Annotated in this window: 11 protein-coding genes; 7 read left to right on the top strand and 4 right to left on the bottom strand. The window is 63.4% G+C overall.

All coding sequences use genetic code 11. The features are described 5' to 3' along the window. The first annotated feature begins 563 nt into the window (after nucleotides 1–563). The 4 genes from AWB78_RS39625 (at nucleotide 564) to AWB78_RS39610 (ending at nucleotide 3,923) form a co-directional block, all read left to right on the top strand. Nucleotides 564–1,529, top strand: coding sequence for a 2-hydroxyacid dehydrogenase (locus tag AWB78_RS39625; protein ID WP_062612370.1), 966 nt, complete (start codon nucleotides 564–566; stop codon nucleotides 1,527–1,529). 116 nt (nucleotides 1,530–1,645) lie between these two features. Continuing rightward, on the top strand, nucleotides 1,646–2,725 hold the full coding sequence (locus AWB78_RS39620) for a LacI family DNA-binding transcriptional regulator (RefSeq protein WP_062612368.1): 1,080 nt from the start codon (nucleotides 1,646–1,648) through the stop codon (nucleotides 2,723–2,725). Continuing rightward, nucleotides 2,726–3,517, top strand: coding sequence for a YhfC family intramembrane metalloprotease (locus AWB78_RS39615; RefSeq protein ID WP_062612367.1), 792 nt, complete (start codon nucleotides 2,726–2,728; stop codon nucleotides 3,515–3,517). Nucleotides 3,518–3,557: 40 nt separating this feature from the next. Next, on the top strand, nucleotides 3,558–3,923 hold the full coding sequence (locus tag AWB78_RS39610) for a DUF3022 domain-containing protein (protein ID WP_062612362.1): 366 nt from the start codon (nucleotides 3,558–3,560) through the stop codon (nucleotides 3,921–3,923). On the opposite strand, the gene AWB78_RS39605 is transcribed toward AWB78_RS39610, so the two are convergent. Continuing rightward, nucleotides 3,920–4,348, bottom strand: coding sequence for a PGDYG domain-containing protein (locus tag AWB78_RS39605; RefSeq protein WP_062612360.1), 429 nt, complete (start codon nucleotides 4,346–4,348; stop codon nucleotides 3,920–3,922). The genes AWB78_RS39610 and AWB78_RS39605 overlap by 4 nt on opposite strands. 121 nt (nucleotides 4,349–4,469) lie before the next feature. Beyond that, nucleotides 4,470–4,988 (bottom strand): Spy/CpxP family protein refolding chaperone, encoded by a 519-nt coding sequence (locus tag AWB78_RS39600; protein ID WP_062612358.1) that lies wholly within the window; start codon nucleotides 4,986–4,988, stop codon nucleotides 4,470–4,472. A gap of 285 nt (nucleotides 4,989–5,273) precedes the next feature. On the opposite strand from AWB78_RS39600, the gene AWB78_RS39595 reads away from it, so the two are divergent. After that, nucleotides 5,274–5,729 (top strand): Lrp/AsnC family transcriptional regulator, encoded by a 456-nt coding sequence (locus tag AWB78_RS39595; RefSeq protein ID WP_062612356.1) that lies wholly within the window; start codon nucleotides 5,274–5,276, stop codon nucleotides 5,727–5,729. 157 nt (nucleotides 5,730–5,886) lie between these two features. After that, complete coding sequence (locus AWB78_RS39590) at nucleotides 5,887–6,996, top strand: saccharopine dehydrogenase family protein (RefSeq protein ID WP_062612353.1); 1,110 nt, start codon at nucleotides 5,887–5,889, stop codon at nucleotides 6,994–6,996. Here the strand turns inward: AWB78_RS39590 and AWB78_RS39585 are convergent. Both AWB78_RS39585 and AWB78_RS39580 read right to left on the bottom strand, forming a co-directional pair. Beyond that, complete coding sequence (locus AWB78_RS39585; protein ID WP_082883610.1) at nucleotides 6,993–7,571, bottom strand: P-loop nucleotide/nucleoside kinase family protein; 579 nt, start codon at nucleotides 7,569–7,571, stop codon at nucleotides 6,993–6,995. The two genes, AWB78_RS39590 and AWB78_RS39585, sit on opposite strands and share 4 nt — an antisense overlap. Before the next feature lie 23 nt (nucleotides 7,572–7,594). Next, nucleotides 7,595–8,908, bottom strand: a complete 1,314-nt coding sequence (locus tag AWB78_RS39580; RefSeq protein WP_062612347.1) for a cation:proton antiporter — start codon at nucleotides 8,906–8,908, stop codon at nucleotides 7,595–7,597. A gap of 223 nt (nucleotides 8,909–9,131) precedes the next feature. Between AWB78_RS39580 and AWB78_RS39575 the strand changes: the two genes are divergently transcribed. After that, nucleotides 9,132–10,514 carry an FAD-containing oxidoreductase gene (locus AWB78_RS39575; protein WP_062612345.1) on the top strand — a complete coding sequence of 461 codons (1,383 nt, stop codon included), beginning with the start codon at nucleotides 9,132–9,134 and terminating at the stop codon, nucleotides 10,512–10,514. The last annotated feature ends 1,151 nt before the right edge of the window (nucleotides 10,515–11,665 follow it).

The raw sequence follows: 11,665 nt of genomic DNA, 5'->3' as shown, positions 1-11,665 counted from the left end.
GGCCTATGAGGGCACTCGCTACTGCCGGACCACGAGAGTACTTCTGTGCCGGGGCCGGCATGAAGTACTTTGGATGGGGAAAGCTGTTTCTTTGGTTACTTTCTTTGCAGCAGCAAAGAAAGTGACTGCCGCCCCGCACAGGGGCAATGCAAATAGACCGACGCGAAATTAGGTTTCATGACGCGCATGGCCCGATACAGTTAGATGACAGCGTAAGCAAGGAAGCACAAGCAGACCCGATGGACCGGTCGGCCGCGAAGCGGGCCGGAGCTATTTGGCGCCTTACCAGTCAGTTGAGCGGCGCGATGTGACAGACCGTGCGCGATCCAAGCCCGGCAAGGCCTATGAGGGCACTCGCTACTGCCGGACCACGAGAGTACTTCTGTGCCGGGGCCGGCATGAAGTACTTTGGATGGGGATAGCTGTTTCTTTGGTTACTTTCTTTGCAGCAGCAAAGAAAGTGACTGCCGCCCCGCACAGGGGCAACGCTAATAGACCGACACGAAACCGGGATCCAGCGACAATCCCCATAAAACCCGAACAAGCGGAGCAACCCCACCATGATTCGAAAAATCGTAGCCTACAAAGCCTTGCCAAGCGACGTGGAAGCCTACCTCCGCGATCACGCGGAAGTGCAAAACGTCGACCCGAAAGACCACACCGCTTTCGTGAAAGCGCTGAAGGAAGCCGACGGTGCGATCGGCGCGAGCGTAAAGATCTCCCCTGACATGATCGAAGGCGCATCCCGCCTGAAAGCGCTATCGACGATATCAGTAGGCTTCGATCAATTCGACGTTGCCGACCTCACGCGCCGCGGCATCGTCCTCACGCACACCCCCGATGTGCTCACCGAATCCACCGCCGATACCGTATTCGCGCTGATTCTGGCCAGCGCGCGCCGCGTCGTGGAGCTCGCCGAATGGGTGAAGCAAGGCAACTGGAAGGCGAGCATCGGAGAAGCGTGCTTCGGCGTCGACGTGCAGGGCAAGACGCTCGGCATCGTCGGTCTCGGACGCATCGGCGGGGCGGTTGCTCGGCGCGCGGCGCTCGGCTTTCGCATGAACGTGCTCTACACGAACCGCAGCGCGAACGAACAGGCGGAACGCGATTACGGCGCAAAGCGTGTCGAGTTCGATGAACTCCTCGCGCAATCCGACTTCGTATGCCTGCAAGTGCCGCTCACGCCCGAAACGCGCGGCATCATCGGTGCGAACGAACTGAAGAAGATGAAGCAGAGCGCGATCCTCATCAACGCATCGCGCGGCCCGACCGTCGACGAAACCGCGCTCATCGAGGCGCTCAAAAACGGCACGATCCGCGGCGCAGGTCTCGACGTGTTCGAGAAAGAACCGCTGCCCGCCGATTCGCCGCTGCTCGCGATGAAGAACGTCGTCGCGCTGCCGCATATCGGCTCGGCGACACTCGAGACGCGTCACGCAATGGCGCGCAACGCCGCCGAGAATCTCATCGGCGCACTGGACGGCACGCTCACGCAAAACATCGTCAATCGCGACGTGCTCGCGCGCTGAAACAGCGGGATCGCAAGGGCACGCTCGCGCGCATGCGTTACCATGCGCGATGCGAGGAGAACGATAATGACGGCATCGCGTCTCGCTTCACGGCGAAGCGCGGGCCCATGACCACTATGTCCGACGATCCCACATTGACGAACCGCCCGGCAGCATTCGGCGCGCGCCGCGCAACGATCACCGACGTCGCGCGCGAAGCCGGCACCGGCAAAACCAGCATCTCGCGTTATCTCAACGGCGAGATGGGCGTGCTGTCGCCCGACTTGCGCGAACGCATCGAAGCGGCCATCGCCAAGCTCGACTATCGGCCGAACCAGATGGCGCGCGGTCTGAAGCGCGGCCGCAACCGCCTGATCGGCATGCTGCTCGCCGATCTGACCAATCCGTATTCCGTCGAAGTGCTGCAAGGCGTCGAAGCCGCGTGTCACGCGCTCGGCTACATGCCGCTCATCTGTCACGCGGCCAACGAAATCGACATGGAGCGGCGCTATCTGCAACTGCTTACGACGTATCGCGTCGAAGGCGTGATCGTCAACGCACTCGGTGTGAAAGAAGAACTGCTGCAAGGCTTCGCGCAGGGCGGTATTCCGGTCGTGCTCGTGGACCGTTCCGTCGAAGGCTTCATCACCGATATGGTCGGGCTCGACAATCCCGCCGCCGTGCAACTCGCGACGCGTCATCTCGTCGAAGAAGGTTTCGACGAGCTGCTTTTCATCGTGCAGCCCGTTACGCACGTGAGTTCGCGGCGCCTGCGCGAAGCCGCGTTTCGCGAGACCGTCGCGGCGCTGCATGCGAGCGGCTCGACGGTCGTGATCGATCTCGCCGATGCATCGTCCGCGCTCGCCGAACTCGATGCGCGGGTCGCGGCGGCGCAAGCGGCGGGCAAGCGCGTCGCGCTGTTCGCGGCGAACGGGCCGGTCGCGCTGCGCGTCGCCGTGCATCTGAAGGAGCGTCACGGCGCGGACTGGCAGGCGAGCGTCGCGCTGATGTCGATCGACGATTCCGAATGGGCGCAACTCGCCGGCATGACGACGGTGCGCCAGCCGACCTACGATATCGGCCGGTGCGCGGTCGAGTTTCTGCATGAACGTCTCGGCGGCGCCGCGATGCCCGCGCGCGAATGTCTGCTGCCGGGCGAACTCGTCGTGCGCGCATCCACGACGCGCGAACAGCAGCAAGCATCACAAGGAACTTGAATGGTCAGTGTTTCGACGTTGCTGAGCCTCGCGCTCGCGACGCTCATCATCGCCGCGATGCCCATCGTGCTGTACAGAAAGCTGCGGCCGCGCTTCGCGATCGCGCCGCGCGAGGCGATTCTCGGCATCGCGGTGTTCGCGCTCTTCGCGATGGTCATCGAGCGCGCCCTGCATGGCTTCATGCTGAGCAATGCGGTCACATCGACGTGGCTCATGAACCCCGCGGTGTTCGTCATCTATGGCGCGATCGCGGCGGGCTTGTGCGAGGAAGTCGGGCGTTTTCTCGCGATGAAATGGCTCATTTCGCGCGAGCCGGGCGCGCTGGATCGTCACGGTCCGGCGCTCGGCTACGGCATCGGGCACGGCGGCGCGGAAGCGTGGATCGTCGGCGTGCTCGTGCAGGTGCAATGGATCGTCTATGCGGTGCTCGCGAATCGCGGCACGCTCGACGCGCATTTCGAGAGCGCGCCGCTCGAAGCCATCGCGCGCATTCATCTGGTGCTCATGAGCCTTTCGCCGGTGTCGGCGGGCATCTTTCTCGTCGAGCGCGCGAGCGCGTTCGTGCTGCAGCTCGGCTTTTCCGCGCTGATGTGGCAGATGCTGCGTGAGCGCTCACGTCACGCGCTTGCCTTTCTCGTTGCCGCGCATGCGCTCGTCGGCTTGCCCGCCGCGCTCTTTCAGGCGCGGCTCGTGCCGCTCATCGCCGCCGATGCCGTGTATCTCGTGCTCGGCGTGATCATCGCGGCGGCGCTCGTGCGTTACTATCGCCGGGCCGCGACGCAGGGCGCGTAAGCGTGCCTGAAGCGGCGTTTCAATCGAATATCGACACCGAATGGACGACTATCAATACGACTGCCCGAGCGCGGACATCGACATGCTCGCGCATGTGATCAGCGATCTCTTTCCCGAGCAGACACAGTTCGCCGAGCGTAAGGACGACGCGGGCCGAACCTCGCTCGTGATTCACTATGTGGCGATGCGCTTCGGCTCGACGGCGCGGCGCATCACGATCGACGTGCGCTTCGATCCGGCCGCGCTCGCGCGTTATCGCGCGCTGCCGCCGCGCATGCACGCGCGCAGTTATGCGGTGCTGCGCGCGTATGTGGAAGCGACGCTCGGATCGCTCGAAGAGACGTACGCGAACGGCGAGGCCGTGCCGCGTGAAGTGGACATCGAGATGGGCGAGGACTTCGCTTAAAGCGCGCGATACACCTTCGCGAAGCGCGCCGCTTTCACGACGCCGTAATCGCCCGGCGCGTATTGCATGACCCAGTCGCCCGTGTCGCCGGTGAGGATGTCGCCGGCGGCGGAGCGCGCGATCGAGAAGGGCGCGTGCATCTCCTTCGCGAGCACGACGCTCGGGCGATTGCGATACATGCCCGCCTCGCCATGCGCGATGCCGCCTTCGGGCACGTACTTCGCGTCGAAGCGCTCGCGCGACACGACCCAGCGCTCGCCGCCGCTGCCGGTGACGATCGCATCACCGCTCGCGTAGCGGTTCGGACCTTCGAGGCTCATCAGTTCGCCCGCTGCTGAGGCGAATTCGACGGCGACGGCTTCGTCTTTCACGACGCGGCGCGCGGCGGGATCGGTGGCGAGATCGAGTTGGGACAGATGGAGCATGGCGCGTTCGTGAATGGCGGTGACGGTGCGGGATCGTAACGGCATTCGCGCCATTTTGCACCCGGCGGACATAAAAAAGCCTGCATCGCGCGATGCAGGCTTTTCTACTTTACGCGCTCGCTCAGGGCTTCGTGGCCGACGCCGCATCCGCTCCCGCCGCATGCGGGCGACGATGCGCGTGACTGTGCCGCGCCTTGCCGTGCTCTTCGCGGAAGCTCGTATCGGCCAGCTTCTTCTGCTCCGGCGAAAGGCTCGCGTAAAGCGGCTCGAAAGCTTCGACGAGGCGCTTGGTGCCATCGGCGTTCGCCTGCGTGATCTGCTCGTACTGCTTCATGTCGTCGAGCGCGGACATCGTGTCGCGCTGCGCGATGCGCTGGCGATAAAGCTCCGACATCGTACGGCCGTTGTCGCGCATTACATCGGCGAACTTCGACCATTGACCTTCCTGCTGCGGCGTGATCTTGAGGCTCGAATGCAGTTCCGCGATACGCTCCTCGACGCGCGCCTGGCGCTTGTTGGCGGCCGGCGCGGATGCCGCAGCCTGCACGGCGGCCGCCGATGCCGCCGCGGGCGCCGACGACTGCGCGAATACCGGGCTCAATGCGCAGAAAGCGGCCAGTGCAACGAGAGTTCTTTTCATTCGGGTTACCTTCGATCGATATAGAAAGCGGCATGCTTACGCAAGCTGCATCGGCAGCAGCGCGACGGCACGCCATCGGCGGATATTAGTATCACGATTGCATGCGGTTTCGCCCGCTTTGCCACAACTGCTTACATTCGAAACGTCTCTGGAAAAAACCCGGCGGATACCTTGTCGGGTCCGGTCCGCGCTGTCTCGGCGATAATGCAAAACACAAAACGCCGAATGCCAAGTGGCATGCAAAACGCATAACTCAAAACACAAAATGCCAAGGATGACGCCCTTATGAGACCGCCGCGCCTCGATCAACTCGACGAGATCGATCGCAATCTCGTCGCGCTCTTGCAGATGAACGCGCGGGAGAGTGTCGCGAATCTCGCGCGGCAATTGGGCGTTGCGCGCACGACGGTGATCGCGCGCATTGCACGTCTGGAGAAGAACAACGTGATCGCGGGCTACGGCGTGCGGCTCGGGCAGGACGTGCTCGACGCGAGCATCCAGGCCTATGTCGGCATCAAGCTCACGCCGAAATACGGTCGCGACCTGCTGAAGCGCTTCGCGCGCATGCCGGAGATTCAACTGCTCTGCGCGGTGAGCGGCGAGTTCGATTACGTCGCGTGGCTGCGCGCAGACTCTCCCGATCGCCTGAACGATCTGCTCGACGAGATCGGCGCGCTGGAAGGCGTCGAGCGCACGACGACGTCGATCATCCTCGCGCGCAAGATCGATCGCGCGGGATAAGCATTTCGACGATTCGTAGCGATGCATCGTCGAAATGACGAAAAGTATCGTCGAAGCGCATCATTTTGCGTCTAGGATCAGTATTCGCGCGCTCCTAAACTGTGTGAAGAACGCATGGGCCAAAGCGGCCCGACCCGCACACATAAAGGAGATGAATATGAAAGTGGCCCTCGTCGGCGCCGGTCTGATCGGTCAGAGCATTGCCCATTTGCTGCGTGAAACGGGGGACTTCGACGTCGTCGCATTCGATCGCGACGATCACGCCCTCGCGCTGCTCGATGCGCAAGGCATCCCGACGCGCCGTGTCGATTCCGCCGATACGCCCGCGTTGCGCCAGGCGCTGATCGGCTTCGACGCGCTCATCAACGCGCTGCCGTATTACCTTGCGATCAATGTCGCGTCGGCGGCGAAAGCGGCCGGCGTGCATTACTTCGATCTGACCGAGGACGTCCGCGCGACGCACGCGATCCGCGCGATCGCCGAGGACTCCGAGCTCGCGTTCATGCCGCAATGCGGTCTCGCGCCGGGCTTCATCGGCATCGTCGCGCATGATCTCGCGAAGCGTCTCGACGACGTGCGCGAGGTGAAGATGCGCGTCGGCGCGCTGCCGGAGTTTCCGACCAATGCGCTGAAGTACAACCTCACGTGGAGCATCGACGGTCTCATCAACGAGTATTGTCAGCCGTGTGAGGCGATCCGTGAAGGCCGCACGCAATGGGTGCAGCCGCTCGAAGGCGTCGAGCATTTCTCGCTCGACGGCATCGAGTACGAGGCGTTCAACACGTCGGGCGGGCTCGGCACGCTGTGTGAAACGCTCGCGGGCAAGGTCGAGACGCTCGACTACAAGTCGGTGCGCTATCCGGGCCACCGCGACCTGATGAAGTTCCTGCTCGACGATCTGCGCATGTCCACCGATCGCGATGGCCTGAAGACGATGTTGAAGCGCGCGGTGCCGTCGACGGCGCAGGATGTCGTGTTGATCTTCGTCACGGTGACCGGCATGCGGCGCGGACAGCTCGTGCAGGACGTGTTCACGCGCAAGATTTTCGCGAAGGACGTGTGCGGCGTGCCGATGAGCGCGATTCAGATCACGACCGCCGGCGCGATCTGCGCCGAGCTCGATCTCTTCCGCGAAGGCGCGCTGCCGCAAAGCGGTTTCGTGCGTCAGGAACAGGTGCCGCTCGAGGCGTTCCTCAACAACCGCTTCGGCAAGCTGTACGAAGGCGCGAACGCCGTCGCGACGGCGCGGCAACTGGCGGCGGCTTAAGCGAGCAGGCGCGCGATCAATGCATCGCGCGCTGCATCGGTCGGCGCGGTGTTGTCGAACATCACGAGGGTCCGCGCGAGCGCTTCGTCGGGAACGAAGAGGCGCTGACGATATTGCTCCCAATGCGCGAGCTTGTACGCATCGTTCGGATCGCCACGCGCGACGATGCGCTCGCGCGCCACATCCTCATCCACATGCACCCAGACGACGCGAATGGCGACATCGTCACCGATGCCGAGCCATGCGCGATCGAAGAGGCGTGAGCTGCGCACCTCGCGCGTGAGCGGCGCGACGATCACGACACTTACGCCGAGCGCGAGATTCTCGGCGGCGGTATCGACGAGACAGCGATACTCCGGATCACGGAAATGTTCGATGAAAAGCGGGCTGTCGCGATCGTGCGGATCGCCGGTGAGCGCGCCGATCGCCGCCGCGCTGTATGCGCCATAGAGCGTGTCCTTGTCGAGCAGGCAGAAGGGCGCGCCGGTCGCTCGCACGAGCGGCCCGAAGAGCTGCTTCGCGAGCGTTGTTTTGCCGGTGCCGGCATGGCCGCAGAAAAAAATCAGATGCTTCACGTCCGGTCGATCCTCGAGAAAGCTCATTCATCCATGCGTTCGCGCTGATAGCGTTTCATGAGCGGCGTCGCGGTGATGCCGTGCACGACGACCGATGCCGTGATCGTCGCGATGACGAGCGGCACGAGCGGCGCCGCGACATCGTGCGGCGCATGTTCGAGCGCGTAAAGCAGATAGTAAAACGAGCCGACGCCGCGTATGCCGAACCAGCTCATGAGCCTTCGTTGCGGGGCCGCCGCATGCGAGCCGATGAGCGATATCTCCACCGCCGCCGGCCGCAGCACGAGAAAGAGCGCGACGACGAGCGCGGCCGCCTGCCATGTGAAGAGCTCGCGCCACATGGTCGAGAGCACGGCGCCTACCGTCAGCATGATCGCGACTTCGGCGATGCGTTCCAGCTCGATCGTGAAACCGTGCACGCGCTCGGCCATGAACGCGTGCGCGCGCTCGGGATCGGCTGCGGCGGCGCCGACATCGTCCGCATCGATCTTGCCGATCGCCTCGCGTGCGGACTTGCCGGCGCTCGTCTTCTGCTCGACGCGGCGCATCGCGAGTCCGGCCGCGAACACCGCAAGAAACGCATACGTGTTCAGCAATTCCGCGACACCGTACGACAGCGCGATCAGCCCGAGCGCATAGAAGCCCTCCGGCCCGAGCGCCTCGCCGTGACGCGTGCGCAGGTACGCGACGAGCCGCACCGACAGCACGCCCAGGAGCCAGCCGCTCACGAGCGCGCCGGCGATGCCCCACGCGGCCTGCAACGCGAAACTCCAGTGCAGCGCCTCGTTCGGCGTCGCCTCGAAGCGGCACACCGCGATGCCGAGCAGCGCGAAGGGCAGCGCGATGCCGTCGTTCAGGCCGCCTTCGCCCGTCAGCGAGAAGCGCAACAGGTCGATGTCGCCGGGCGTTTCCACCTGCACGTCGTGGGCGAGCACGGGATCGGTCGGCGCGAGCATCGCCGCGAGCAGCAGCGCCGGACCCCAGCTCAGCCCGAGCACGTAGACGGAAAACAAGGTGAGCACCGCGACGGTGAGCACCATCGCGACGAGGCCGAGGCGTATCGGCAGAAACCAGATGCGATCGGTGGGCGGCACGCGCAGACGCAAGCCGATCGCGAACAGCGACACGAGCATCGCGACTTCGGTGATGCGCCTGAGCACGGTGGCGTCGGACGCGAGGTCGAGCGTCAGCAGATTGGCCGCGGCCGGGCCCATCGCGAAGCCGATTGCGAGATAACACATCGCGGTGCTGATCGGCAGGCGCTTGAACGTCGAGCTGGCAAGCCCCATGAAGATGAGCACGCCGCCCACGACGAGAAACCAGATCGTCTCGATCATGAATGCCTTCGGGCTTCGTCTCCTGATGACTGAGCGGACCGCGCGCCACGGACGCGCGGGACGTTCCGAACCAATCCAGCACGAGCCATGCCCGTGTCCGCAAGGGTCGCTTTGGCAGGGTGCCTGCCTGCTCATCGACTTGCGCGTAACATGCATGTCGGTTGCGCCATCTGCATTCGTCATCCGCTTCATTCGCACGGTCTTTGACCGGAGGAGACTCGGCATGTCACAGCACTTCGATGCGGCCGTCATCGGCACGGGGCAGGGCGGCTCGCCGCTTGCGGTGCGGCTCGCGCAGAGCGGCAGGCGCACCGCCGTGATCGAGCGGCATCTCTTTGGCGGCACGTGCGTGAACGTCGGCTGCACGCCGACCAAGACTTACGTGGCAAGCGCGCGGGCCGCGCACGTCGCGCGCACGGCGGCGCAATACGGCGTGATGATCGGCGGCGATATCGTCATCGATATGGCGCGCGTGAAGGCGCGCAAGGACGAGGTGATCGGCGGCTCGCGCACGGGCATCGAAACGTGGCTGCGCGGGACGGAGAACCTCACCGTGTTCAAGGGACACGCGCGCTTCACGGGCCCGCATGCGCTCTCGATCGAGGCGGGCGACGGCTCGACGCAGGACATCGAGGCCGATCTCGTCATCATCAACACGGGTACGCGCGCGGCGGTGCCGAAGGTCGAAGGCCTCGCGCATGTGCCGTATCTGACCAATTCGACGATCCTCGAACTGACCGAAGTGCCGAAGCATCTCGTGATCGTCGGGGCGAGCTATATCGCGCTCGAATTCGGGCAGATGTTCCGGCGTTTCGGCAGCCGCGTCACGTTGCTCGTGCGCGGCGATCGCATTCTGACGCGCGAGGACGAGGACGTCGCTCGCGCGATGCAGGACGTGTTCGTGCGCGAGGGCATCGAGTTTCGCTTCGGCGCGCAGATCGGGCGCGTGGAGGCGTCGGCGGGCGGTGTGCGCATCGTCGGCGGCGATGAGACTATCGACGCATCGCATCTGCTCTTCGCAACGGGCCGCATACCCAACACCGACGATCTTGGCCTCGAACGTGCGGGCATTGCCTTGAACCGGCACGGCATGATCGACGTGGACGGCCAGTTGCGCACGGCGGTCGAAGGCATCTATGCCCTGGGCGATGTGAACGGGCGCGGCGCGTTCACGCATACGTCGTGGAACGACTACGAGATCATTGCGTCGAATCTGCTCGATGGGGAATCGCGCAGTGTCGATACGCGCATCATGGCTTATGCGGTGTTCGTCGATCCGCCGTTCGCGCGGGTAGGAATGAGCGAGGAGGATGTGCGGCGCGATGGCCGCGAGGCGCTCATTGCGGTCATGCCGATGACGCGCGTGGGGCGCGCACGGGAGCGCGGTGAAACCGATGGTTTCATGAAGGCGCTCGTCGATGCGCGTACGAAGCGGTTTTTAGGCGCGGCGATTTATGGGATCGAAGGGGATGAGGTGATTCATACCTTCGTCGATATTATGAATGCGGATGCGCCGTTTACGACGCTGCAGCGGGCTATGCATATTCATCCTACGGTGAGTGAGTTGATTCCTACCTTGCTGGAGGGTCTGAAGCCGTTGGCTTGAGGGATCGGGGTTGGGGTTGATTGTCGCTGGATCCCGTTTTCGTGTCGGTCTATTAGCGTTGCCCCTATGCGGGGCGGCAGTCACTTTCTTTGCTGCTGCAAAGAAAGTAACCAAAGAAACAGCTATCCCCAGCCTAAGCACTTCATGCCGGCCGCGGCACAGAACTTCGTACGTGGTCCGGCAGTAGCGAGTGCCCTCACAAAACTCACGAGGCTTGGACCGCGCACGGTCTGACAACCTAGACCATTAAGGACGCTGGTTCAGCACCAAATAGCTCCGGCACAGCGCTACGCGCTGCCGCTGGGTATGCAAGGGAAACCAACGAACCACCGATGCAGCGAGATGGAAGCGTTAGCAAAGAAGCACGCGCATCCCCGATTGACCGGTCGGCCGCGAAGCGGGCCGGAGCTATTTGGCGCCTTACCAGTCAGTTGAGTGGTGCGAAGCGGCAGACCGTGCGCGATCCAAGCCCGGAAAGGCCTATGAGGGCACTCGCTACTGCCGGACCACGAACGATCTTCTGTGCCGGGGCCGGTGTGAAGTACTTTGGATGGGGATAGCTGTTTCTTTGGTTACTTTCTTTGCAGCAGCAAAGAAAGTGACTGCCGCCCCGCACAGGGGCAGTGCTAATAGACCGACGCGAAATTAGGTTTTGTGACGTGCATGGCCCGATGCAGTTAGATGACAGCGTAAGCAAGGAAGCACAAGCATTCCCGATTGACCGATCGGCCGCGAAGCGGGCCGGAGCTATTTGGCGCCTTACCAGTCAGTTGAGTGGTGCGAGGCGACAGACCGTGCGCGATCCAAGCCCGGAAAGGCCTATGAGGGCACTCGCTACTGCCGGACCACGAGAGTACTTCTGTGCCGGGGCCGGCATGAAGTACTTTGGATGGGGAAAGCTGTTTCTTTGGTTACTTTCTTTGCAGCAGCAAAGAAAGTGACTGCCGCCCCGCACAGGGGCAATGCAAATAGACCGACACGAAATTAGGTTTCATGACGTGCATGGCCGATGCAGTTAGATAACAGCGTAAGCAAGGAAGCACAAGCGTTCCCGATTGACCGATCGGCCGCGAAGCGGGCCGGAGCTATTTGGCGCCTTACCAGTCAGTTGAGTGGTGCGAGGCGACAGACCGTGCGCGATCCAAGCCCGG

This window comes from Caballeronia calidae, from assembly GCF_900044055.2.
GTDB lineage: Bacteria > Pseudomonadota > Gammaproteobacteria > Burkholderiales > Burkholderiaceae > Caballeronia > Caballeronia calidae.
The sequence above is the reverse complement of the archived record's forward strand: the minus strand, read 5'-3'. Positions and strand labels throughout refer to the sequence as shown.

What these genes read in the sequence shown, in the direction of transcription:
- AWB78_RS39575 (WP_062612345.1), top strand. Translation starts at nt 9,132, where the DNA reads ATGTCACAGCACTTCGATGCGGCCGTCATCGGCACGGGGCAGGGCGGC.
- AWB78_RS39610 (WP_062612362.1), top strand. Translation starts at nt 3,558, where the DNA reads ATGGACGACTATCAATACGACTGCCCGAGCGCGGACATCGACATGCTC.
- AWB78_RS39590 (WP_062612353.1), top strand. Translation starts at nt 5,887, where the DNA reads ATGAAAGTGGCCCTCGTCGGCGCCGGTCTGATCGGTCAGAGCATTGCC.
- AWB78_RS39600 (WP_062612358.1), bottom strand. Translation starts at nt 4,988, where the DNA reads ATGAAAAGAACTCTCGTTGCACTGGCCGCTTTCTGCGCATTGAGCCCG.
- AWB78_RS39595 (WP_062612356.1), top strand. Translation starts at nt 5,274, where the DNA reads ATGAGACCGCCGCGCCTCGATCAACTCGACGAGATCGATCGCAATCTC.
- AWB78_RS39580 (WP_062612347.1), bottom strand. Translation starts at nt 8,908, where the DNA reads ATGATCGAGACGATCTGGTTTCTCGTCGTGGGCGGCGTGCTCATCTTC.
- AWB78_RS39620 (WP_062612368.1), top strand. Translation starts at nt 1,646, where the DNA reads ATGTCCGACGATCCCACATTGACGAACCGCCCGGCAGCATTCGGCGCG.
- AWB78_RS39605 (WP_062612360.1), bottom strand. Translation starts at nt 4,348, where the DNA reads ATGCTCCATCTGTCCCAACTCGATCTCGCCACCGATCCCGCCGCGCGC.
- AWB78_RS39615 (WP_062612367.1), top strand. Translation starts at nt 2,726, where the DNA reads ATGGTCAGTGTTTCGACGTTGCTGAGCCTCGCGCTCGCGACGCTCATC.